Origin of the sequence: Cohnella sp. LGH, assembly GCF_017671885.1 — a bacterium.
Classification (GTDB): Bacteria; Bacillota; Bacilli; order Paenibacillales; family Paenibacillaceae; genus Cohnella; species Cohnella phaseoli.
The window spans coordinates 21,882-44,489 of record NZ_CP072117.1 but is presented as its reverse complement, the minus strand read 5'-3'; the positions used below and the strand labels follow the sequence as shown (position 1 = coordinate 44,489).

Below are 22,608 nucleotides of genomic sequence, written 5' to 3'. Positions count from 1 at the left end.
ACACCCTCCATAGTCTTTTTTTATACTGCCAATCTTGTTGCTATACCCCATTATAGAGAGCGCCGTCCTGACCAAATACAGGCTTCTTTCTACTTTCGTTGACTCCTGTTATCCTCATTGCAGGTCAAGATTCTGAGAGGAATCCCGATACTCTTGCGGGGTCACATTAAGCCACTTCTTAAATGAACGGGTGAATTGAGGCGGCGATTCATAGCCGACTTCTAGCGCAATCTTGTGGATTTTCATCGCAGTTTGGGAGAGCAATTCCTTTGCCTTCGCCATTCGGCGTTCCGTAATGTAATCGAATAAAGCCACTCCCGTCTCCTTCTTGTATAGTCTGGACAAATAGGCCGGACTATGATTGACAAGCTCGGCCAAATTCGTTAAGGTCAGTTCCTGATCCAGATGAGTTTGGATATACTGATGGATTATTTGAATCGTTCTTTGCGTGCCGACCTCCAGACTGCCCGTTCTGTTTTCGAACAATAACTGCGCGAATTCTGCAAAATATTGTACAATGCCCTCCCACGAGTCATGAGCGGCATACTGCGTTAACTTGCCTATGTCCATCTTGTAAGAAAGGATGTGCAGCAGTCCGGTCCGGTTAGCGTAAGACAGCAGATAGAGGGAAACGGAGTAAAACAGCTCGAGCAGATCGCCGTGACTGTGCAAGGAAACATCCCGCTTCATAACTTGTCCATAAAGCTTCGTGAACGCTTCGGCTTGCCCGCTTTCCAGGTACTCTTCCAGTTGTCCCAACTGCTTCCGAAGCTGCTGGGATCCGGCAAAGTACTGCCGATTCTTACCGACATCCAGCCCGCCCAGACTTTTCCCTTCTTGAATCAGCAAATCGTGCTTGCCGTCGTACCCTTGTCCGAGAAGCATCTTCAAATAATTGAATTGGACCCCGAACCCCTCCCAGCTTACCGGTTCATGGCTGACAGCAACAGAAACCGATAGTTTCAAAATTTGCTTGCAGGCCGATTGCGCATCTTCCAGCAAGCCTTGCACTCTTGCGGTTAACAGCTTCCATTCCTGTTCCGCCTCTTGATCCGAGAGGGCGGCAGGGCTCTCCGGCGGCTGCATTAACCAGAGCAATTTATATTGATCGAAAGCGACCGACACGCATACGGCTGCAGAGCTTAAATACTCGTCGACAATGTTCTGCACGGCAAAGACGAGGAGCTCGCGATCCTTGTCCTCCTGGACATGATCCCAGTTGTCGACCCTTCCAACGATCTGATACACGCGCCGATCCACGCAGAGCGGCATTTCCAATTGTCCGAATTTCTTCGCCAATAACTCCTGTGATGGCTTGTTTCCGTAGATTAAATCAAAAAGCGCGTTTTTCTGTGCCGCAGAGAGCGCCAATTGCAGCTTCGTTCGCGATTTGAGCACATAGCTGTCCGATAATGCCTGCTTCTCGATCGCCGCGATTGCCTTTTCCACCGATTGCAGAATCATGTCGTCATCCTCATGCTTAAGCAAGTAATCGACTACCCCGCCATTGCGTATCGCTTGTTTGGCGTATTCAAAGTCGTTGTATCCCGTTAAAAAGACAATTTTGCACATGGGCCATTTATCGACAATGACTTTCTGCAATTCAATTCCGCTTAATCCCGGCATGCGGATGTCGGACAGAACCAAATCTATACGATGCTGCTGGAGAATATTTAATGCCTCGTAGACCGTATAGGCCCGGTAAATTTCGATGTCCAGATGGACAGCCTCGCGAAATAACTGATACATGCTGTTAACGATTACGGGTTCATCATCCACGATTAAGAGTCTGTACATGGCGGTTCTCCTTTTGCTCTCGAAGTAGAAATATGGGAAAAGGATCTATCCCCGGTCATCTTCATCCCCGCGGACAGATCCTTGTTTTATTCAAAAAATCAAGATCGCGCTCCATCTGTTTGCGATAAATCCGCGCTGAGAGCAGAACGCTCAGCTCATAAAGCAGTATAAGCGGAATCGCAATCAAAATATTAGATAAGAAATCCGGCGGAGCGATAAACGTCGATACAACAATCAGGCCAAAGTAAGCATGTCGGCGGAACTTGCGCAGCAAGCCCGGTTTAAGCATTCGCAGCTTAGTCAGAAACATAAGCAAAGCAGGAAGCTCGAAGATCAACGAAACCGGAAGCAGAATGCTGAACATAAACGAGAAATATTGGGCAGCTCCGTAAGTTTCCGTCACGTTCATCCGTTTGTTAAGCATGCCGGCAAAATGAAAAGCCGATTGGAAGACAACAAAATAAGCAAAACCCAGTCCAGCCAGAAATAATAGGGCTGTCAGCGGAATGTACCGAAACGTCGCCGACCTCTCCTCCTCGCGAAGACCGGGTTTGACGAACGCCCATAGCTGATAAAGAATAACGGGCATAGACAGTCCCACTGAAACGATGAAAGCAATCTGCATATAAAGCCGGATACTGTCCCATGGGGAGAATACATGCCAGGAAACAGCATCCGCAGGCTTCACGGAGCGTAAATACGCCAAAACATCGTTTGCCGTCAACAAACCGCCGACCATCGTAACAACCAGCACAGCCACAATCCGAAAAACGCGTTTGCGAAGCTCCGCAAGATGCAGGGAGAGCTTCATCTCTTTTTCCTTCATCGAGTCATCCCCCCGCTCGGCCATTATCCCGGCTGATTGGACGGCTTATCCGAGCTCACCGGTTGAGAATCGGAGTCCAGTACAATTTCCCGTTTCAACGAGTCCGATTCCGGAAGCAATTCCTTGGCGCCGTTCTTGAATTCCCGGAGCGTCCGCCCAACTGCTCTGCCTAGCTCGGGAAGCTTACTCGGACCAAATAGCAAAAGAGCTACAATAAGAATCAAGATAAAGCCGGTTACGGTAGTCGGATGCATATCATCTCCTCCTTTGTCAGCGTTAGAATTGAAAGGCTTGCGTGTCAAAGTCTACAACGGTGTTAAGATTAGTTGTAAAGCTCCCTAACGCAAACTTCGCGCCTCCCTGTACCTCCACGCCCGATAGCGGCCCCCGAACCGGGCTGGTAAAGGTCATAACCGCTGAAGCAAGCGCCTTGGCTTTGGGAGCCATATCTACCGTAACTGTACTAACGCCTGTGCCTGACAATGCGAATGTACGACGTTCGTAATAGTGCCGAACTCTCTCCAGCGTCTCGCCCTCAGTCCTGTAGTCATTACTTGCGCATAGGCCAAAGTCGCCATGATTAATCCGAACGCCCGTAAACTCATACCATGCCGGAGAATCCGGCATTCTTAGCTCCAGCATAAACCAGGAATCCTTCGTCAGATTGGCGTGATTGCCGAGCCAGAACGGGAAAGTGAACTCCTGGAAGCTCGTTGTTAACGCGACGTTCTCCGCTTTAATTTCGGCAGGCAAGATAGCAGCGGAGGAATAGGCCGCTTGCGCGACAACGCGAAGATTGGCGGCGGAAGAAGCTCTGGCGAACAGCTGCACCGTGCATACATGGCCGACCATCTCGCTTAACGCCGGCACCATAAAATAAACGGATTTGTAAGTGCCTGTGCCGCCCGGTTTAAATCTCAAGGCATACTGCGACTTCCTGGTTCGCATAAAGTCCGCATTATTCAATTGAACGCGAGATGCTGTGCAAGAGGAAAAATCCGTCTTGGCATACCACATGTCGGCCAACCGTTTAAGTTTATTGGTCGGGATGGTGAAGCTGTCCCCCGATTGAGACACGGCTAAAGCGCCATTTACGACATTTGAGTTCAGAACCCCGTCTACATCGATAACCTGTATGGGATTATCCGTTACCGGCAGTAGCGGTTGATACGAGGCGACGAGATTGCGCACCCGGACCACTTGCCCCGGAAGATCGTTCAGATGGAGGACCGGCTTTTGCTCTCCTCCCGCAATGAGGGTCGCGCTGTCGATCTGTATGCCTGTGGTAACGCTTGTGTTTCCTGTATCCAGAAATTTGCCGGTTCCGTGCAGATTCACGTAAATGTCCTTGATATTAATCAAGTTAATGCTGTTGTTCCCTTGCGAAGTCTGGTCGCCCAATCGGATCGACGTTCCTCCAAGCGGCTGCTCAAAGTAGCAATTTACGACCTCCGAGGCCAAGGAGGGATAGCCCAATTGCACGCCTACTCCTGCATTCTCGAAGTCGCAGCGGCTGATTAGGGTTTTCACCGCATTCGTATAGATGCCCGTTCCGCCAATTAGCGCACCATGCCATTTGCACTTGTTGTCCGCGAAATTCAGCCGTGAATTGCCGGAGCCTCGATAAGCGCCGCCGCGTCCATCGTCTATTGCTTTTACGAAGTTCTTCGCCTGATCGTCAAACACTTCCCAGCGACAGCCTGTAATTTCCGGCCACCAGTTTTGTGCTTGAAACTCAACCGCCCAGCTCGACGGATTGCCGAACTGATTAAAAATGCAATCCTTGATTCTTGCCAGCAGTCCGTAGAACGGCGCAAAGCTAATTCCCGCCGTCATGTTTTTTCCACCAGTGAAATGAAGACCTTCCAGCAGATAGTGGTCCTCGTTAAAAAGATTGGCGCTCGTTCGCCCATCGTCGATTCCCATCTCCAGAAGAATGCCTGTACCGGTATAATTCAACACTTTGGAGGCGCTTCCAACGATCTCAACCGGTCTTATGAATTGAACGCCCGAACTGATCGTGTACTTCATCGGCGCCGAGGCGCGATTGATCCCTACACGTACCGGTATGCCGTCAACAATGCCCAGCGGCTCCGTTCCATTAGGGAAACCATTCACATAAGCAGTGAGAGCGGCCAGCGCGGTCGTATCGGCGGAGACCGTTCCGTCAGCCCCAAAGTCGACAAGCTGGACCTGCGCGCCGATATCCGTCTCGATTGACGTCACTCTGTCGCATAGCTCGTTGGGATCGCAGCTGCCGGCCTTATTTCCATTCCCTGTTCCGCTTTTCCCCTCCTCCGTCGCGAACGCTCTTGAAGGAAGTAAACTCCCCGCGACAATCGCCGCTCCGGCAACTCCCATTGCAGCTAGCAGCTTTCTTCTCGACATGACACCGCCGGCACCTTCGTGGACGTTCTCCTCTGACCCTTGCTTTGGTTTGCTCTCGCTTTCATCCTTCGACATCATTTGCTCCTCCTCCAAATAGCTGCTCGAGAAATCGCTTACAATCTGCAAGTTTGCTTACTCGCCTTTTATTATAGAGAAGGGCATTTTCTGAAAATACAAGCTTTTTTCTACTTTTGTTGACACTCCTTGTCTTCTTCAGCGGCGATGCTTCAACGGCTAGGTTTCAAACGGAATGCTCATTCGCACCAGCAACCCTCCCAAGTCGCTTCGGGCGACTGCAATACCCGAGCCGTTCCCATACTTGAGTTGGAGTCTACGGTGAACATTAATCAACCCTGTGCTTTCTCCGCTATTGTCCGATTGATTGAGCTTGCTCGCCAGATCGTGGATGGCCGAGTCATCCAGACCCGGTCCGCTGTCTTCTACAATCATCAGTAATTGTTGTTCGTTTGATGCGAATCGGATGCTCAGCCTGCCTTGTTCGACAACCTCCCCAAGTCCATGCTGGTAGGCATTCTCAATAATCGGCTGCAGGATCAGTCTTGGAGCCTGAATCTCGTGGAATCGTTCCGGCAATTCCTCAAATACGGCGTTAATTCGGTTAGAGAAACGGACGTTCTGAATCTCTACATAAGATCGCGCATGATTTACCTCTTCTACTAGAGGCACTTCTTTTTTCGCATTGCGTGTAATGTATTGAAAATAGCTCCCCAAGTTTTTGGATACGATCTTTGCGGAATCGATATCGTAATTCAGAATAAGCCTATGAAGGATAAAAAAGCTGTTGTAGAGGAAATGCGGATTGATTTGTGCCTGCAGTTGCTGCAATTCCGCGTGCTGGAGCCTGATTTTCTGGATATACAGATCGTCGATTGACACCTTTAAGTTGTTGACCATCTTATCGAACTGTCGGAACAAATAGCCGAATTCATCCTGATTGACGTACGACGTTGAGACATCGAAACGCCCCGCGTCCACCCTCTTGAATTGCTCCACCAATCGCCTCAACGGTTGATGAATGAGCATATAAATCATGTAAGAGAAGGCAATCACGATGATTAGAGAGCTGGCAATCAGCAGCCAAAACCAACTCTGGTAGGATTTCAATGTTCCGAGCACGATATCTTCAGAAATATAGAAAAGAAGCCCCGTATCCAGCGAAAGCGACTTTTCATAAAAGATAAGATACTTGACTCCTCCTACAGAAAGACTCGACTGAACACTTTCGGAAAGCCGTTCAAGAGAGAGGTGGTTGCTGAATTGCTCAAAAAGCGTTAGATCCGAATGGCTGCCGATTGCCCACGCATCGCTGAATAATACCGTTTGCCCGTTCGGATGGAAATTCCCCAATGCCGTTCTAAGCGCGTCAATGGATAATTCCACTTGAAGTATAAGCGACACGTCCCCATCCGCTTGAGCGGAAGTCGGACGTTGAGGGTAATACAAATTGACGTACAAGCGATCGTTCAAGTAAGTGAGCGGAAAACTTCTCTGGTTAATCGCATTTGATACGTCTTCCATATTTTCTTTGGTCACTGTACCCAACTTGGCATTCATAGTGGTGATCACATCGTCTATGGCGTACAAATAAAGGCTGACATCTTTAATGTTGGCGTTGGAGCCCTTAAAGCTCTTTAATTTGTTGGCCAGATAATTGATGGTTTGCGCCTTTTCATAGTCGGATAGAATAGATTCCAATCCAACCAGGTTTTGCAACTGTTCATCGTTTACAATCTCTTGCTGGTTTCTAATAATTTGTTGGATTTCATTCTGGAGGGACAAGAAATAATAGTGGATTTGCGACTTCATCGTGTTCGACAGCTGCGTCTGCACTTCCTTTTTCCCCAGCTCATTCATACGAAGACTCAACCCGAACAGAGGCAATGTGATCAAAACAAAGGTAAGAATCAGCTTATGAAAAATAGACAGGTTCCTGATTCGCGACCATACCCGCAAGTTAATTCTCCTCCCCCGTCCAATTGCCGTTCGTAGGATTCAAATGGATTCTAGGACGGTACTGGGAAGGGGAAACGCCCGTCCATCTCTTGAACTGTCTGGAAAAATGGCTGATGGAGGAGAAACCCAGCTTCTCCGCGATCTCTTCTATCGTTAGTTCGTTGTCCAGCAGATGTCGCTTGGCTTGATTCAGCGTGAGCTGCGTTAAATATTGGCGCGGCGACATCCCGTACACTTTGGTGAAAACCTTGTAGCATTGGCTTCTGCTCAAATTCAAATGATTAGCGATTTCCTCGATTTTAATATCTGTGTACATATTGTTCTGAATCATCGACTCTACCGCATGGGCCAAATCCACCTCGGTTGTAGAGCTATGGCGATCCAGGCCGCGGCTCCCATGTCTTCTGGAATCAAGAAGTACTGCAACCTCTTTAATCATCAGCAAGACATGACTTTGAAACAACAGCTTGTTCAAACCGGCGAGATGCAAAGAAATGGTGCCTTCCTCCCAACTGCGATGAGCGGAATTTTGTAACTCGTTCTGGAGCAAGGCCTCCAATTCCTGCAAACAAGCAGGCAACCGAGTTTGTTGAATCGCGCTCTTCTTCAGATGCTCATAGGAATTGGCGGACAGATGGTCTCGCAATTCTTTATCGTCTATATTGAAATGGGTGTTAAAGAAACTATAGGTCTGTGCAGAGTTGTTATGCATGTAATGCTTAACTCCCGGCTTCAGTAGCAGTAAATCTCCCGCCTCTAGAGTGAATTCATAATCCTCCGTCGACAGCGTGATTTCCCCATCCCAACAATACAACAGCTCGAATAAATGATGATGATGTCTTGGATATGACCAGAAGGGCTGCCTGACGCCAAAATGACAACCCACAATTTGCAGCGTATGCGTCATGCTTGCGATTCGAATATCGGTTTCCATCTGTCGCCACTCCCCTACTGCATCGCATAGAGTTAACAAGGATTCTGTGTTCAGTATAATTCGCGGCCGCGAGTTCGTCTAACTCTCTTATATGGCAAAATAACAAATGGTCAAATAGTCGGAGCATTTGCTAATTGCCCCCTTCTTCCCTGCTTCTTATGATGATTTAAAGGAATCATCATTATCATTCACGGGGTGAACCGGAAATGGGTACTTTTAATTATCAGGGCGAGCAATTTTTACTGGACGGACAACCTATTCGCATTATCTCCGGCGCAATTCATTATTTTCGCGTAGTGCCCCAGTATTGGCGCGATCGTCTTCTTAAGCTGAAAGCTTGCGGATTTAATACGGTGGAAACCTATGTGGCATGGAACCTGCACGAGCCGCGCGAAGGCCAATTCCGCTTCGACGGTCTGGCCGATATCGAGCAGTTTATTCAAATTGCCGCTGACGTCGGACTGCTCGTAATCGTTCGTCCCAGCCCCTATATTTGTGCGGAGTGGGAATTCGGAGGACTGCCTGCATGGCTGCTCGCCGATTCCGATATGAGGTTGCGCTGCTTCCATCAGCCTTTCCTGGACAAAGTCGATGCTTATTACGATGTTCTGCTGCCGAAATTTAAGCCCTTGCTCTATACGAACGGCGGGCCGATTATTGCCATGCAAATCGAGAATGAATATGGCAGCTACGGCAACGATAAGAAATATCTGGAATACTTAAAGACCAGTATGCAGTCTCGCGGTATCGATGTCCTTCTTTTCACCTCGGACGGCCCTGAAGACGCTATGCTGCAAGGAGGAATGGTGGACGGCGTACTCGAAACCGTCAATTTCGGCTCCCGTCCCGCTGAAGCGTTCGCGAAATTGCGCGAATACCAAAGCGACAAACCGCTCATGTGTATGGAATTCTGGAACGGCTGGTTCGACCATTGGGGCGAGCAGCATCATACCCGGGATGAAGCCGATGTTGCGAAGGTATTCCAGGAAATGCTGGAGGCGAACGCTTCGGTCAACTTCTATATGTTCCATGGCGGGACGAATTTCGGATTTTATAACGGCGCCAACAATCCGAAATACGAGCCCACGATTACAAGCTACGACTACGATGTGCTGCTCAGCGAGTCGGGAGATCCGACCCCCAAATTCTATGCCGTACGCAGCGTGATCGAACAATATGAGAAGCTTGATCCTTTAGTGCTGCCCGATCCGATTAAGAAACAAGCCTATGGGACGATCCAAATGACGGAATGGACGGGCTTGTTCGACCAATTGGATGCGTTGGGCACCAAAACGCAAAGCGCCTATCCCGAGACCATGGAGAAGCTGGGGCAGGATTATGGATTTATTTTGTATAAGACGCACGTAACCGGACCTCGGGGCAAAACAAATCTCACCCTGCAGGATGTGCGTGACCGGGCCATCGTTTATTTGGACAATCGGTATATTGGCGTAATCGAGAGAGACCGCGAGGAGCTGCAGGAGCTTGAACTGGAAATCCCGGCATCGGGAGCCCAATTGTCCATCCTTGTAGAAAACTTGGGGAGGACCAACTATGGCCGGTTTTTGAAGGATTGCAAAGGAATTACCGAAGGCGTGCGGCTTGGCTACCAATTTTTGTTCGATTGGGAAATCTACACGTTGCCGCTCGATAACCTGCATTCCCTTTCCTTCGAACCGGGCAACGGGCAGGAGACGGCTTCCGAAGAGGGCGGCGCGGCGCAGCCGGTATTCTACAAAGGAATATTAACCATCGACGAAACGGCCGACACCTTTATAAATATGAGCGGCTGGACCAAAGGCGTTGTCTACGTGAACGGGTTTAACCTCGGTCGTTATTGGGAACGAGGACCTCAACAGACCTTGTATATTCCCGCTCCCCTCCTTAAAGTCGGAGACAACGAGATTATCATTTTCGAACTGCATGGAGCCCAGCAATTGAGCGTGGAATTTGAAGATACGGCTCGTCTGGGATAGATTTTGCATAAATGCCGTCATCTTTCGCGCCTCGATTTTCGCGACGAAAGATGACGGCATCTTATTTCCCAGCGCAGAATTGAGCTCGGATTACTTCAATGCGCCTTCCGTTAATCCCGCTACAATGTAACGGTGAAAGAAAACGTACAGCACGATCATCGGGATCGTAATGATGGACAGAGCCGAGAACAGCAGCTTGTAGTCGGTCGTATATCGGCTAGAGAATGCCAACAATCCGACGGGGATCGTCTTTAATTCGTCGTTCTGAATATAGAGCATGGCTAGCAGCAGTTCATTCCAAGTGTTGAGAGCGGAGAAAATGCCGACGGTTGCCATGCTTGGAATCAGCAGCGGAAAAATGATTTTCGCGAACAGGACGAAATTGCTGCAGCCATCGATCCTCGCCGCCTCCATCAGCTCTTTGGGCACGGAATCGAGATACGCTTTTAACAGAAAAATAGCTAGCGGCAGTCCGATCCCGATATAAGGAAGGATCAGCCCCATGTAGCTGTCTTTAAGATGAAGTCTCTCGAAAATATAGCTTTGCGCAATAAAAAAAGATTGCAGCGGCATAAACAAACCGAATACGAACATGAGCATAAGCGCTTTGCTGCCCGTAAACTTCAGCTTGCTGAAGGCGAATGCGGCCAGACTGGCAAACAGCAGAATGCCTACGATAGTAATAGACGTGACGATGACGCTATTCTTAGCGTAGATGCTCATATTGCCTACATTCCAGGCGTCGGCCCAGTTCTGCCAAGCAATCGTGTTAGGCAAGCCGAACGGAGTCGTGAAAATCTCCCGATTGGTACGGAAGGACGACAGAACCAACCAAATCATCGGGTAGAAAAAAAAGCAGGATAGGACGATCATGAGCACGTAGTACAAAATTTTGGAGGGATATTGCTTCCCCGTTCGTACGCGATCGTCGGGTCTCTTCTCTATGTTCCAAGCTGCGGTCGCCAATGACAGCACCTCTTTCTTTCGAATGCGATAAGGAATGGGGACTAGTATTCCAGCGAGTTGTCTTTACGTTGAAGCTTGCCCGCCAACAAACCGATCACGGCGATCACCACCGTCATAATAACGGCCAGTGCAGAACCGTAGCCGATGCTCATGTTATTGAAAACCACTTTAACAAGATAAGTCGTTACGATTTCCGTGGAGTTATAAGGTCCTCCGTTCGTCATGACGTAGAACAGATCGAACGCTTGAAAACCGGTCAAGACGCAGAGCATCACCCCGGTATCGACTAAGCCGCGGATCATCGGCATTTTAATTTTAGTGAAGATTGTCCATTCGGTTGCCCCGTCCAAATACGCCGATTCGTACACATCCTTGGGGATGCGTTGAATACCGGAATAGAAAATCGTCATGTAGAAGCCCGCATATACCCAACCGGATACGAGACAGATCGCTAACAGTGCCGTATTCGGATTGCCCAGCCAGACATTCGTCCAGCTTTCTAAGCCGACAGCCGTCAGAATGGAATTCAGCAGACCGAAATCGGAGTTGTACACGAATCTCCAGATGTAGGAGACGACAATCATCGGGAGCATCACCGGCGTGAAAAATGCGATGCGGAACAGGCTGCTTCCTTTACGTCCCATCGTAATTAATCCGGCAAGACATAATCCGACGAGAACCTCAAGAAATACGGTTGCGATAATGTAGATGAGAATATGGCTGTAGGAGCTCCAGTAGATACGGTCGTGGAACGCTCTGGCATAGTTGTCCAGCCCTACGAAGTTCATTGCTCCGAAGCCGTTCCAATCGTAAAAGCTGAAGGCAAAGGTCATCACAATGGGAACGAGAATTGTAAAAGCGAACAAGAGGACGGCAGGAGCAACGAATAGATAGGCTGATCTTGATTTGGGGGACATCTTCCCACCTCCATCGTAATGCGGTCAGGAAGGCCGGCTATAACCGTTAAGGTGCCGGCCTTCCTGTGAATTTCTACTTTTTAAGCGGTGCGATCGTATTGTCCAACTCGGCCAGCGCGGCTCCCGGCGTTCTCGCTCCGCTCAGCACTTGAGAGGTGGCCAAGTACAGCGCGTTGGCCACTTCGATGTTGTAGCCCATATCCGGAGGAGACACGACCACCGGAGCTCCTTGAAGCAGGTCGTTCATGCTGGAAGCGAGAGGGTTCATTGCTTCTTTGTCGATGCCGTCTTTCGTAATCGGAACGGCGCCTGCAGCGGACAGCTTTTTGGACGACTCGGAGGAGCTGTAGAGCTTCATAAACTCGATCGATTCCTCGACCAGCTTGGAATTTTTGTTGACGACCATTCCGGTTAGAACGCCGATGACGCTGTCCTGATTCCCTTGGCCGCCAGGCATAGACGGAAGGTTGAAGTAGCCCATTTCGAATTCAGGAGCTTCTTCTTCCGCAGTCGGAACGAGCCAGCTGCCGATCGGATGCATTGCCGCCTTGCCGTTAAAGAACAGCATATCCGCTTCATTGTCCGCGATCGCATTGACGCTATCGTTGATGTAGCCTTTGTCCCATAGTGTCTGAACATATGTGTATGCGTTAACAAATTCCGGGGAATTGAACGGTTTCTTGAGCTGCATCGCATCGTCGAAGGCTTGCTCGCCGACTACGCGCGAGATCAGATGGCCGATCCAGTTGCCGGCAGGCCATTGCTCCTTATTGCCGACGGCGATGGGCGTAATACCGGCCGCCTTAACCTTCTCGTTGACCTCAAGGAACTGCTCCCAAGTTGTTGGAGGCTCCAGTCCAAGATCGTTAAAAACTTGCTTATTGTAATAAATAACGTTAGTAACGTCGCCTGCAGTCGGAATCATATACGTCTTGCCGTCGAATTTCATGCCGTTAAAGCTGCCCTCTTCGAACTGATCTCCGAGACCGGTCGTTTTGAGAATCTCCGTAATATCTGCCGCATAACCTTCCTGAACGCGATTGTTCAAGCGCACTCCGGCCCATTCAAAATAAAGATCCGGCGCATTCTGACTGCTGAGCAGATTCGGGAGGCCAATGTATTTATAAGTATCGTCCTTCTGGAAAGTAAATTCGACTTTGATGTCTTTGTGCTGGCTCTCGAATTCCTTGGCAATATCCTCCCATACTTTTATCAAACCTTCGCCCGGCGACCCCATGGCGATTCGCAAAGTCGTCTGCTCGCTCTTGGAAGCGCCTGAACACCCGGCAAGTCCTACAGCCACAACAACCGCTGTACATCCCAAAATACCTTTTCTCAACATAATCGCTCCTCTTCATAACCTATATTTATTTGTTAAAACGATATTCCCCAAATTGTCATTACTATCAAATTGAACGTCGCTAAGCAGAATTACAGAGTAAATCTATACGAATGATGTAAAAGCCGATCTTATTCGTTTTCTCTTCAATAATTTGTAGTAACAATATAAAACTATTGTATTAACGAAATGCAGCTGTTGTCAATGAATTTATAAAAAAAGGTTTTCCGCCTTTCCCCTCTTCCGTGTTCAATTTGTAAAAGTCTATATGATAAGAGCAGAATTCGCCAATTTTCGGTTTCTTCCCCCTCTATTTTGTTATTATCAAACATAATCATTGACATTTTGTCATTATTATAAATAGAATGATAGTAAATTGTTACTACAATAATCTGTTTTGCAGAAGAAACGCGAAAAAAGAAGTCGCTGTTTAACTGGATTGACCGTTACTTTGAGCTTATTGCAGAGGAATAGGAATACAGGGGATCAAGACAAAAAAGAAGATCGCCAGTTGCGGTGATCTTCTTTTTTTGATTCCTCGCGCGAGAAGCTAGAAGAATCTCTCGATCGTATAGTTGGAGAAGTCGCCGCGGAATACGCCGAAGCTGTATTCCAACGGTTTATTGTCGGAGAGATAAGTGAAGGTTTTGACCTGCAAACACGGCGAGCCTTCCTTAATGCCCAGCAGCTTCTTGGCGACTTTGTCCGCTAGAATCGGCTTAAGCTGTTCCACGGAACGATGCGCTTTAAGCTGATATTTGGATTCAAGGAATTCGAACAACGAACCGTCGCTGTAATCGTTCACCAGGCCGGGAGCCAGATCCCACGAAATGTAGGTTGTCTCGTAGATAAGCGGTTCGCCGTCCGCATACCGAACGCGCAATAGTTGGTTGATCGGGGAATTAAGCGGCGCCTGTAAAAATTCGTTTAGCGGCGCTTCGGCGGGAATCACCTTCGCCTCGATAATTCTGCTCGACGGCTCCTTGCCCTGCATCATGATGTCTTCGGAAAAGCTTCGCGTCTGAATCAGGTGGAGCTCCTTGCGCTTAACGAACGTTCCTCTACCCTGGATTCGTTCAAGTATGCCCTGCGTCTCAAGCTCGCTGAGCGCCAATCGAATCGTCGTTCGGCTTGCAGAATACAGCGTGCACAGATCGGCTTCTGTCGGCAATCTTTCGCCGACGGCATAAACGCCCGATTGAATTTGTTTGAGCAACTGCTCTCTAATATGAAAGTATAAGGAGTTTCCCGATCTCTTTGTCATTACAAACTGCCTCCGATACCAGTATTGATTTATTATATCACATGTGCTTCTTGGCTTAAATCCACCAAAAGGTAGTTACAAATAAAAAGATTTAATTATTTTTTTAAAAGTTTAATCATTACCTTTGATCATACTCGACGAGAAAGCATGCTCAACCCGGGGTCCTTTCACATGAAATGTTACCCTTAAATTATAAATTAATTCCAAAATAATTGGAATCATTTCCTATGTCATTCAAAACAATTCATGAATACTCAGCGTTTAATACTTTTGTTTTACATTTGTAGTAATGAATATTATAATTCGTTTATTGGTATTAACAAATTGGTGATTGATGCTGCAAATGAGACAACTGTAGAGATGGACTGAAAGGAGCTGACCTATGCGATATTTTGCAGGGGTAGATGGAGGCGGCAGCAAAACCTACTCGCTTGTCGTCGATGAAGCAGGAAATGTGCTAGGTTCTGGCTTGGCGGGATGCGGCAATCATCAAATCATCGGCGCGGAAGCGGCGGTGACGAACATTCGCGAATCTTTGCATGAAGCGCTTCGGCAAGCGGACCTGAAGGAAGAGAAGTTAAGCTTTGTCCAGTTCGGCCTGGCAGGAGCGGACAGACCTTTCGATATGAATAGGCTGCAACCGGAAATTTCGCGACAGATGAATTTGCAACAGACGGATATCGTATGCGATACGATGGAGGGCTTGCGTGTGGGCAGTCCGACGAACACGGGAGTTGTGCTTGTCTGCGGCAGCAATACGAATGCAGCCGGACGCAACGAGAAGGGGCAAACCGTGCAAGTAGGAGGGTTTAACGATCTGTTCGGCGATCGGGCGGGCGGCTATCACCTGGCTTTTCAAGCCTTCAGCAGAACCGTCCGCTGCTGGGACGGCCGAGAGCCGCACAGCATACTCGTCGACAAGGTCCCTGCAGCGCTGGGGTTTGACAGCATGGAGACGATGATCGAACGATGCTTGGATGACGAAATCGTTGAAGCCCCGCTTCAACTGTCTTACGTGGTGCACGAAGCGGCAAGGGAAGGCGACTGGCTGTCGATTGAACTGCTGACCAACATGGGCAGGGAGCTTGGCCTAGCCGCTGCAGCCGTTATCCACAAGCTTGGCGGGTTTAGCGGCCACATCGTTCCGGTTGTATTAACCGGTAGCATTCTGCAATCCGGGAGGAATCCCGAGCTGCTTGAAGCGCTGAAGAAGGAGGTCTCCGCGACTCACGCTTCGTGCACGTTTGTCATTCCGCAGCTCGTTCCCGTATTCGGATCCGTCATGCTGGCCATGGATCGTCTGGGAATTGCCGTTACAGAACAAATCGCGGAAAAATTTACGAACTTCGGAGGATAACGAAATGAAAAAAGACGGATTAAAAATTGCAGTTATTGGCGGCGGTTCCTCTTATACGCCGGAGCTAATCGACGGATTGATTCGTTACTATGACGAATTTCCGGTTGCGGAGCTTTATCTGGTCGATATTGAGCCAGGCGCAGACAAGCTGAAAATCATTGGAGACTTGGCGCAGCGGATGATCGACGCCAGCGGCAAACCGATCAAGCTGCATACGACGATGGATCGCCGCGAAGCGATCAAAGGCGCGGATTTCGTGACGACTCAAATCCGCGTAGGCATGTTGGACGCTCGTTCGCGCGACGAGAAGATTCCACTGCTGTTCGGTCTAATCGGGCAAGAGACGACCGGCGCAGGCGGGTTCGCCAAAGCGCTGAGAACGATTCCGGTTATTCTGGACATTTGCCGCGAAATCGAAGAGCTTGCGCCTGACGCTTTCTTAATTAATTTTACGAATCCGGCAGGCTTGGTGACGGAAGCGGTCAATAAGCATACAAAAGTGAAATCCGTTGGCTTGTGCAACCTGCCGATCGGCAACAAGATGCAAATCGCGGAGCTTTACGATGTGGATCAGCGCGACCTGTATATCGAGATGGTCGGGATCAATCATCTGAACTGGACGACTAAGGTGGTCATTGACGGGAAAGATCAAACGCAGGATTTTCTTACGAAGATTGCGGGTAGAAGCGGATTTTCTATGAAGAACATCCCCGACCTGGAATGGGATGCGGAATTCATTACTTCTGTCGGCGCATTGCCTTGTGCCTATCATCGTTACTATTACATGAAAGAAGAAATGTTCCGCGAACTGAATACCACCTTCCAAGAAACCGGCAAAACGAGAGCGGACGATGTCAAAGAAGTGGAGGCGGAGCTGTTCGAGCTTTATACTCAACCTGAACTCGTATCTAAGCCGCCTCAGCTGGAAAAACGCGGAGGCGCCTATTACTCCGAGGCCGCCGTCCAGCTAATGAAATCGATCTACAACGATAGCGGAGATATTCAGGTGGTGAACGTTCGCAACGGAGGAGTTATCTCCTGCTTGCCTGAGGACGCCGCGATCGAAGTCAACTGCGTGATTAAATCGGACGGTCCGCATCCGATCGTGTTAAGCGGAGAGCTTCCGCCGCAAATTAGAGGGCTGCTGCAAGTTGTGAAGGCCTACGAGGAATTAACCGTTCAAGCGGCAGTATTCGGCGATTACCATGCCGCGCTGCAGGCGCTCACGATCCACCCGTTAGTCGGGGACGAACAGCTCGCCAAATCGTTAATCGGCGAGATTCTTGCGCAGAATGCGGCCTATCTGCCTCAATTTGCAAAGAACGACTAATACCTAGGACCTCATATAGCGTCATAAATAATGAAGAGGCATCGACTCCCTTTCACTTGGGGAAGTTAATGCCTCTTCTATCTTATTTACTCAAAAACGACAAGCAGAACAAGCAATCGCCTTCCATACGCAAATGACCGTAATACACGTTGCAAATATGGAAGCCTTCATGATAGAGCCGGGCGAGATTGTCATAGCCTTCTCCGACGCCGGCGTTTGCAGCGGAAGCGTAGTCTTCGTTCCCCTTGACGGCAGCCGGTTCTTCCACCGCTTCTTGGGTGACCGCTATAGATTCCGTTTCCCGCTTCAGTACTTTTCTGAGCTGCTGATTCTCGATTCTGAGCCGCTGGTTCTCCTCCAGCAGTTCCTTGAACTTCAGCTTCAGATCTCCGAATTCGGCATACACTTTACCCAAATTCGATTCCAGTTCATCCATATGAAGAAAAGTGTCTTTCATGAACAGATATCCACCTCAAGGCATCCGCTATGTCATTTCGGAAGGTTCTGTCACTCACTTCAAGACGACATCGTCGAAGGGCAGTTCTTTGACCTTGCCCAGCTCGAACAGCTGTACGTGAACGCTGCGAGAGCCAAGGTTGATACCAACGACTTTGCCCTCTCCCAGCGACGTCACGACCGTCTTGCCTACCGCTGGCAATTCTTCTTTAGCACTTTCATAGTTGTCGTGCTCGTACTTCAAGCAACACATTAAACGGCCGCATAGGCCGGAGATCTTCGTCGGATTCAGCGAAAGATTCTGGTCCTTCGCCATCTTGATGGATACCGGTTCGAAATCTCCCAGCCAGGAGGAGCAGCACAGCACTCGCCCGCACGGCCCAATTCCGCCAAGCATCTTGGCCTCGTCGCGCACCCCGATCTGACGCAGCTCGATTCGAGTTCGGAATACGCCGGCCAAATCCTTCACCAGCTCCCGGAAGTCGACGCGCCCTTCAGCCGTGAAGTAAAAAATGATTTTATTCCGGTCAAACGTGTATTCCACGTCTACGAGCTTCATCTTAAGCGCGTGATCCTTGATTTTCTGCAGTCCGACGGTAAATGCACTCTTGGCTGCGTTGCGGTTCTCCTCGACAGCTTTGGCGTCGGGATCTCCCGCGATGCGAATGACCTTCTTCAGGGGAAGAACGACATCCTCTTCTCCTACCGTCTTCGGGCCGACGACGACTTTGCCGTATTCAACGCCGCGTGCCGTCTCCACGATGACATGCTGATCTTTGGATACCGGATGCTCGGCGGGATCGAAATAATAGATTTTGCCCGCTTTCTTGAAGCGGACTCCCACCACATCGTACAAATCTACCCCTCCCGCACGTTCACCAGAAATTGCTCCAGCGCCAGTTGCGGCGCTACGTGAGCTTTAATTCTCCTTGCCGCCGTCAGTGCGGATTCCATAATCCTTACCCAGGACCCGATCGGACGGCTCCAAGCCGTCTTGGAAATCCACTCCGCCTGGTCCGGGAACACCATATAGCTCTGACGGTCGGTCATTGCGTAAATCATATCTCTATACCACAAAGCTAACAATTGTAGCAAAATGTCAACATGTTCGGCGAGTTCCGTCTTAAACACCTGCTGCTGCGCTTGAAGCATACTGGCGGCGAACCGGGACGGACTCTCCTTGCCTAATTGTATCACTACGTTTCGGATATCTGCAAACCAATTCTCGTCTGCCAATTTTCGGCTGGCCCCGAGTCCCGGCGACAAATGAACGGCCGCCCGTGCGAGCAGCGGCGATTTGCCTTCCTGCACGAGAATATTTTCCAACGCTTGCCGATCGCCCGGAACGAAAGGTACGAGCTGCGTCCGCGACAGAATCGTCGGCAGCACGGCCTGTGCGCTCGGGGCAAGCAGGATGGCGACGACGGGAGAAGGGGGCTCCTCCAGAAATTTAAGCAGGCTGTTGCTCGCCTGGGTCGTCATCGTCTCCGCCGATTCGATGATATATATTTTATAGCCCGCTCCGGAGCTGCGATAGGAGAGCTCCCGCTGCAGCGAACGAATCTGCTCGATCTTCACCGTTGCTCCGTCCGGTCGAATGATATGAAGATCCGGATGATTGCCATGGAGCACCTTGCGGCATTCCAGACATTCTCCGCAAGCGTCGCTGCCGCCCCTCTCGCAAAAAATCGCCTGCGCGAACGCCTGCGCCATCTCCATCCGTCCCGAGCCGGGCGTTCCCGCGAACAGGTAGGCATGCGCAAGCCGATTCGCCGCAAGCGCGTTGCGCAGAAGCGACTTCGCCCTGTCTTGTCCTGCAATCTGTTGAAAGCCCATCTAAAGAAACTCCTTAGTCGAAACTCAAAATGCGATATTAATCAGAAGGCCGCGAATTTCTCCGACCTTCTGCAGCAGATCGATTCGCCCTTCTTCGCTCTGCAACAGCTCTTCTCCCATACCTACTAGCATCGCGTCGACCTCTTCAAGCAGCTTGTAGCGCTTGCCGCGGCCTCTCCTGTCCCAGCCCCGCGTCTCCTTCAAGGCAATGCCGCGGCGCACCGTATCTTCCAGAAACGCTTTGACCATCTGCCGATACAGCACCAGCTCCCGAATCGTCATCGAACGGGTAAGCCGATCCCCTTGCATTCGGATGTCCTCCAGCTTGCGCTGCAGCTCCTCATGCGTTCGCTGTTCGTCCTGCTGCTGCATCAGATCGCCGAAGCTTTGCGATTGGGCAGGTCTTGCCGGCAGTTCTCCCCGTTGAATCGTCTTGCCGACGGGATATAGCCCCGGTTGGATCTTCATGTCCGTTCACACCGCCCAACCGTTAGAAATGTTCGAACCGTTCTACCGGAAGCACGAATACGGCAGCCCCGCCTACCTGCACCTCGACCGGGAAAGGAATGTACGAATCCGCCGCTCCGCTAACAGGCGACACTGGCGTAACCAGTTGGTCTCGCACTTTACAGCTTGAACGAATCACGTCCAGAGCGCTCTGTACCCGATCGTCCTCGATCCCGATCAGGAACGTCGTATTGCCGGCGCGAAGGAATCCCCCCGTACTCGCCAGCTTTGTTGCCCGGAACCCTTCCTTGATCAATGCATTGGACAACCGGTTGCTGTCCTTATCCTGAATAACCGCAATCAGCAATTTCATAGTCAGGCCTCCTCGTAATGAAATAGCGGTCTGTCGATGTTGGATTTACTTCTACTTAATATAAATTGGACACTTACACGCTAAAACCCTTTTTTAAATGGCTATGCCAGCGATTTCTCCACCAGCACCCACGCCGCTTCCGCCAGACGTGCAGACTCTTCGCTTGCATCCAGCGTACGGATTCGCTCCGGAAACTTCTCCGCGATCTGCAAATATCCGTCACGAACCTTGCGATGAAAAGCCAGCCCTTCCAAGTCGAGCCGATTGACCTCGCGGTGTTGGTTCTCCGCGATTCTGGCCAATCCGACCTCGGGGTCCAGATCCAAGTATAAAGTAAGATCGGGCATGCAATCCTCGATGGCGAAACGGTTGATGTCCCACACCTTGTCTACGCCCAGCCCCCGAGCATGGCCTTGATAGACTAGACTGCTGTCCACGAAACGATCGCAGATCACGATACTCCCCCGCTTCAACGCCGGCATGACGATCTCCACCAGATGCTGCCTGCGGGCTGCCGCATACAGCAGCGCTTCCGTCCTCGCATCCATCTTCGTATTCTTCGTATCCAGAATAATGCTTCGGATCGATTCTGCAATCGGACTGCCCCCCGGCTCGCGGGTCCGGATTGTCCTCCTCTTCGTTTCCTTATATATTCTCTCAGTCAATTGCGTGATTAGCGTCGTCTTACCCGCTCCATCCCCGCCTTCAATCGTGATGAACAATCCGCCCTGCACTCCGCTTTCCCCTTTCAGCCGTTGCCTATATAAGTTGAACCAATGAAGGGAAAGCCCATTGCATTCCAAAAGGGATGGTTTTGCCGACTTCAGACAGGTTGTTTTGGGCTGCTTGGATCGATAAGAACTTTATAGGTAAGCAGCCCAAAGCCAAAACTCGCGGCAAAACCATTCCCTTTCTTCATTCCATTGGTTTATCTCTTCGAGGTATCTTTGGTTCAACTTATTTAGCTCCAAACCCGCCTCTGCGCAAGCTTAATTGCTCCGTAGAATGCTCCGACTATTGCGCTTATTACCATCATATCAAAGCAGACGTTAAACATAAACAAATGCTTCCCAAGATCGGCCTCTCCGTCCCCAATAAGCGGCACGATACAGGAGAAAACCGCCGATAGCGCAACGACGGCAAGCATCTCGACCCCTATTCTCCATTTACCCGAGCGGTTGTTCAGCCAAACTGCGATCAAGATTCCGACGTATACGAGGAAAATAAGAAAGTACCACACGGCTTTGCGAGGCATGTAAGCCACCTTGAAGTCGCTCCACCCGCTGAAAGAATGCGAAATCGCCCCGGGAGATTTGCCCGCCGAAGCATCATAATTGCCCAGGTAATAAGGGCGAATATACATCGCGTTCTCCGCCGCTCTGTCCAGCTTCTGCATAAAACGCGAAGGATGCTTCAAATAATACATAGCGATATCCTTGTGGCTTAGCTGCTGCAGCACCTCTCGATGCAGCACGGGATCGTTCTGCGGAATAGCCGTGTCCTTCTGAAAATAATTCGTGCCCGCAAGCACGGCGTACTTGCCGGAGATGCCTAGCTCCTCCATATCGCGTTCCAGATGCGGCGTATCCTTGAGCACGCCGAAGAAGATCGACTGGTATAGGTTGACATGCTTTAACCGATCCGGCGCGGCTACGATCATAAGGATCGATCCGGCTAGCAAAATTCCCGCTCCCGTCCACACCTGCCGTCTCCATCTAGGATCGTTCCGCAATCCGCACATTCTCCAGGCGAGCAGCGCGAAGACGAATCCCAGCGGCGCGTTCTGAATTTTCGACGTTGCTACCGCCAATGCGGCCGCCACGAATAATGCAAACAGCCAGCCGGTCGGCCTGTCCGACGAGGCCAGCGCGAAAGCCGACGCAACCATCAGCAGCATCGCAATCAGCGCATAAGGCTCTCCGAAGAAGGATTGAAAATAAGCCGCATAACCGATATCGCCGAATACGAACAACAGCGCCGCAGCCAATAGCAGTGCCATAGCCAGCGTCGCTTTGCGGCTATCCGCTCGCGGCGCATAACGAACAAACAGCACGACAGCCCAAATATAAGCAGCCGCATAGAGGCCCCCAAGTACGCGAATATCGAAAGTCGATCCATCCACCAGCCTTCCGATCCACCCGGCAACGGCTACGAATACGACGTGCGTAGAGACATAGCCCCCGAGCGTGTAGCCCCCATATCCGAAATGCTGATGCGCATATTTGAAATACAAAGCTTCATAGGACTGGTCCGGATGAAGCACGCGCAATCCCGACACGCCCAGCACGCGCCCAAAATCTCCGCTGTCGGCCAGACCGATAACGGGAGGAATCATAATTAATCCGACCAGCAGCGCTCCTGCCGCAATACCAGCCAGCCATGCCATCCATATACGAATGTCTCGGCCGACGCGATCCCTGATCATGCT

Annotated in this window: 20 protein-coding genes; 3 read left to right on the top strand and 17 right to left on the bottom strand. The window is 50.2% G+C overall.

Annotation, left to right across the window (positions count from 1 at the left end):
- Positions 1 to 114: 114 nt before the first annotated feature.
- The 6 genes from J4772_RS00200 to J4772_RS00175 all read right to left on the bottom strand — a co-directional run bounded on the left by J4772_RS00200 (position 115) and on the right by J4772_RS00175 (position 7,919).
- Positions 115 to 1,797, bottom strand: a complete 1,683-nt coding sequence (locus J4772_RS00200; protein ID WP_209073697.1) for a response regulator transcription factor — start codon at positions 1,795 to 1,797, stop codon at positions 115 to 117.
- Between the two features lie 61 nt (positions 1,798 to 1,858).
- Positions 1,859 to 2,623, bottom strand: coding sequence for a twin-arginine translocase subunit TatC (gene tatC / locus J4772_RS00195; RefSeq protein WP_209073696.1), 765 nt, complete (start codon positions 2,621 to 2,623; stop codon positions 1,859 to 1,861).
- Positions 2,624 to 2,646: 23 nt separating this feature from the next.
- Entirely contained in the window at positions 2,647 to 2,877 is a 231-nt protein-coding gene (gene tatA, locus J4772_RS00190; protein WP_209073695.1) for a twin-arginine translocase TatA/TatE family subunit, read from the bottom strand.
- Positions 2,878 to 2,899: 22 nt separating this feature from the next.
- Positions 2,900 to 5,089 (bottom strand): hypothetical protein, encoded by a 2,190-nt coding sequence (locus J4772_RS00185; protein ID WP_209073694.1) that lies wholly within the window; start codon positions 5,087 to 5,089, stop codon positions 2,900 to 2,902.
- A 156-nt stretch (positions 5,090 to 5,245) separates the two neighbouring features.
- Positions 5,246 to 6,985: a sensor histidine kinase gene (locus tag J4772_RS00180; RefSeq protein ID WP_209073693.1), complete on the bottom strand. Its 1,740-nt coding sequence runs from the start codon at positions 6,983 to 6,985 to the stop codon at positions 5,246 to 5,248.
- Between the two features lies 1 nt (position 6,986).
- Positions 6,987 to 7,919 (bottom strand): helix-turn-helix transcriptional regulator, encoded by a 933-nt coding sequence (locus J4772_RS00175; RefSeq protein ID WP_209073692.1) that lies wholly within the window; start codon positions 7,917 to 7,919, stop codon positions 6,987 to 6,989.
- Positions 7,920 to 8,125: 206 nt separating this feature from the next.
- Here J4772_RS00175 and J4772_RS00170 point away from each other — a divergent pair, with 206 nt between their 5' ends.
- Positions 8,126 to 9,895, top strand: a complete 1,770-nt coding sequence (locus tag J4772_RS00170; RefSeq protein ID WP_209073691.1) for a glycoside hydrolase family 35 protein — start codon at positions 8,126 to 8,128, stop codon at positions 9,893 to 9,895.
- Positions 9,896 to 9,985: 90 nt separating this feature from the next.
- Here the strand turns inward: J4772_RS00170 and J4772_RS00165 are convergent, their stop codons facing one another.
- From J4772_RS00165 to J4772_RS00150, 4 genes are all read right to left on the bottom strand, one after another.
- The gene (locus tag J4772_RS00165; protein ID WP_209073690.1) at positions 9,986 to 10,861 is read right to left on the bottom strand and encodes a carbohydrate ABC transporter permease; all 876 of its coding nucleotides are present in this window, start codon (positions 10,859 to 10,861) and stop codon (positions 9,986 to 9,988) included.
- A 41-nt stretch (positions 10,862 to 10,902) separates the two neighbouring features.
- Positions 10,903 to 11,778 (bottom strand): carbohydrate ABC transporter permease, encoded by an 876-nt coding sequence (locus J4772_RS00160; RefSeq protein WP_209073689.1) that lies wholly within the window; start codon positions 11,776 to 11,778, stop codon positions 10,903 to 10,905.
- A gap of 73 nt (positions 11,779 to 11,851) precedes the next feature.
- Positions 11,852 to 13,120, bottom strand: a complete 1,269-nt coding sequence (locus tag J4772_RS00155; RefSeq protein ID WP_209073688.1) for an ABC transporter substrate-binding protein — start codon at positions 13,118 to 13,120, stop codon at positions 11,852 to 11,854.
- Positions 13,121 to 13,667: 547 nt separating this feature from the next.
- Positions 13,668 to 14,381 (bottom strand): GntR family transcriptional regulator, encoded by a 714-nt coding sequence (locus tag J4772_RS00150; protein ID WP_116063299.1) that lies wholly within the window; start codon positions 14,379 to 14,381, stop codon positions 13,668 to 13,670.
- A 382-nt stretch (positions 14,382 to 14,763) separates the two neighbouring features.
- Here J4772_RS00150 and J4772_RS00145 point away from each other — a divergent pair, with 382 nt between their 5' ends.
- Together J4772_RS00145 and J4772_RS00140 are read left to right on the top strand one after the other, a co-directional pair.
- Positions 14,764 to 15,738: an N-acetylglucosamine kinase gene (locus tag J4772_RS00145; protein ID WP_209073687.1), complete on the top strand. Its 975-nt coding sequence runs from the start codon at positions 14,764 to 14,766 to the stop codon at positions 15,736 to 15,738.
- Positions 15,739 to 15,742: 4 nt separating this feature from the next.
- Positions 15,743 to 17,068 (top strand): 6-phospho-beta-glucosidase, encoded by a 1,326-nt coding sequence (locus J4772_RS00140; protein ID WP_209073686.1) that lies wholly within the window; start codon positions 15,743 to 15,745, stop codon positions 17,066 to 17,068.
- An 82-nt stretch (positions 17,069 to 17,150) separates the two neighbouring features.
- Here the strand turns inward: J4772_RS00140 and J4772_RS00135 are convergent, their stop codons facing one another.
- The 7 genes from J4772_RS00135 to J4772_RS00105 form a co-directional block, all read right to left on the bottom strand.
- A complete protein-coding gene (locus J4772_RS00135) occupies positions 17,151 to 17,504 on the bottom strand; it encodes an initiation-control protein YabA (protein ID WP_371822880.1) in 354 nt (117 codons plus the stop codon).
- 75 nt (positions 17,505 to 17,579) lie between these two features.
- Positions 17,580 to 18,380, bottom strand: coding sequence for a PSP1 domain-containing protein (locus J4772_RS00130; RefSeq protein ID WP_116063303.1), 801 nt, complete (start codon positions 18,378 to 18,380; stop codon positions 17,580 to 17,582).
- Positions 18,381 to 18,382: 2 nt separating this feature from the next.
- Entirely contained in the window at positions 18,383 to 19,360 is a 978-nt protein-coding gene (gene holB / locus J4772_RS00125; protein WP_116063304.1) for a DNA polymerase III subunit delta', read from the bottom strand.
- A gap of 24 nt (positions 19,361 to 19,384) precedes the next feature.
- Positions 19,385 to 19,828: a YaaR family protein gene (locus J4772_RS00120; RefSeq protein WP_116063305.1), complete on the bottom strand. Its 444-nt coding sequence runs from the start codon at positions 19,826 to 19,828 to the stop codon at positions 19,385 to 19,387.
- Between the two features lie 22 nt (positions 19,829 to 19,850).
- On the bottom strand, positions 19,851 to 20,180 hold the full coding sequence (locus tag J4772_RS00115) for a cyclic-di-AMP receptor (protein ID WP_116063306.1): 330 nt from the start codon (positions 20,178 to 20,180) through the stop codon (positions 19,851 to 19,853).
- Between the two features lie 101 nt (positions 20,181 to 20,281).
- Complete coding sequence (tmk, locus tag J4772_RS00110) at positions 20,282 to 20,914, bottom strand: dTMP kinase (protein ID WP_209073684.1); 633 nt, start codon at positions 20,912 to 20,914, stop codon at positions 20,282 to 20,284.
- Between the two features lie 227 nt (positions 20,915 to 21,141).
- Positions 21,142 to 22,605: a glycan biosynthesis hexose transferase WsfD gene (locus J4772_RS00105; protein WP_209073683.1), complete on the bottom strand. Its 1,464-nt coding sequence runs from the start codon at positions 22,603 to 22,605 to the stop codon at positions 21,142 to 21,144.
- Positions 22,606 to 22,608 lie beyond the last annotated feature (3 nt).

Excerpts from the sequence above, each read along its gene's own strand:
- J4772_RS00185 (WP_209073694.1), bottom strand. The coding sequence starts at position 5,089 with ATGATGTCGAAGGATGAAAGCGAGAGCAAACCAAAGCAAGGGTCAGAG.
- J4772_RS00170 (WP_209073691.1), top strand. The coding sequence starts at position 8,126 with ATGGGTACTTTTAATTATCAGGGCGAGCAATTTTTACTGGACGGACAA.
- J4772_RS00145 (WP_209073687.1), top strand. The coding sequence starts at position 14,764 with ATGCGATATTTTGCAGGGGTAGATGGAGGCGGCAGCAAAACCTACTCG.
- J4772_RS00155 (WP_209073688.1), bottom strand. The coding sequence starts at position 13,120 with ATGTTGAGAAAAGGTATTTTGGGATGTACAGCGGTTGTTGTGGCTGTA.
- J4772_RS00175 (WP_209073692.1), bottom strand. The coding sequence starts at position 7,919 with ATGGAAACCGATATTCGAATCGCAAGCATGACGCATACGCTGCAAATT.
- J4772_RS00150 (WP_116063299.1), bottom strand. The coding sequence starts at position 14,381 with ATGACAAAGAGATCGGGAAACTCCTTATACTTTCATATTAGAGAGCAG.
- tatA (WP_209073695.1), bottom strand. The coding sequence starts at position 2,877 with ATGCATCCGACTACCGTAACCGGCTTTATCTTGATTCTTATTGTAGCT.
- tatC (WP_209073696.1), bottom strand. The coding sequence starts at position 2,623 with ATGAAGGAAAAAGAGATGAAGCTCTCCCTGCATCTTGCGGAGCTTCGC.
- J4772_RS00135 (WP_371822880.1), bottom strand. The coding sequence starts at position 17,504 with ATGGATGAACTGGAATCGAATTTGGGTAAAGTGTATGCCGAATTCGGA.
- J4772_RS00105 (WP_209073683.1), bottom strand. The coding sequence starts at position 22,605 with ATGATCAGGGATCGCGTCGGCCGAGACATTCGTATATGGATGGCATGG.
- J4772_RS00120 (WP_116063305.1), bottom strand. The coding sequence starts at position 19,828 with ATGAAGATCCAACCGGGGCTATATCCCGTCGGCAAGACGATTCAACGG.
- J4772_RS00200 (WP_209073697.1), bottom strand. The coding sequence starts at position 1,797 with ATGTACAGACTCTTAATCGTGGATGATGAACCCGTAATCGTTAACAGC.
- J4772_RS00115 (WP_116063306.1), bottom strand. The coding sequence starts at position 20,180 with ATGAAATTGCTGATTGCGGTTATTCAGGATAAGGACAGCAACCGGTTG.
- J4772_RS00160 (WP_209073689.1), bottom strand. The coding sequence starts at position 11,778 with ATGTCCCCCAAATCAAGATCAGCCTATCTATTCGTTGCTCCTGCCGTC.
- holB (WP_116063304.1), bottom strand. The coding sequence starts at position 19,360 with ATGGGCTTTCAACAGATTGCAGGACAAGACAGGGCGAAGTCGCTTCTG.
- J4772_RS00140 (WP_209073686.1), top strand. The coding sequence starts at position 15,743 with ATGAAAAAAGACGGATTAAAAATTGCAGTTATTGGCGGCGGTTCCTCT.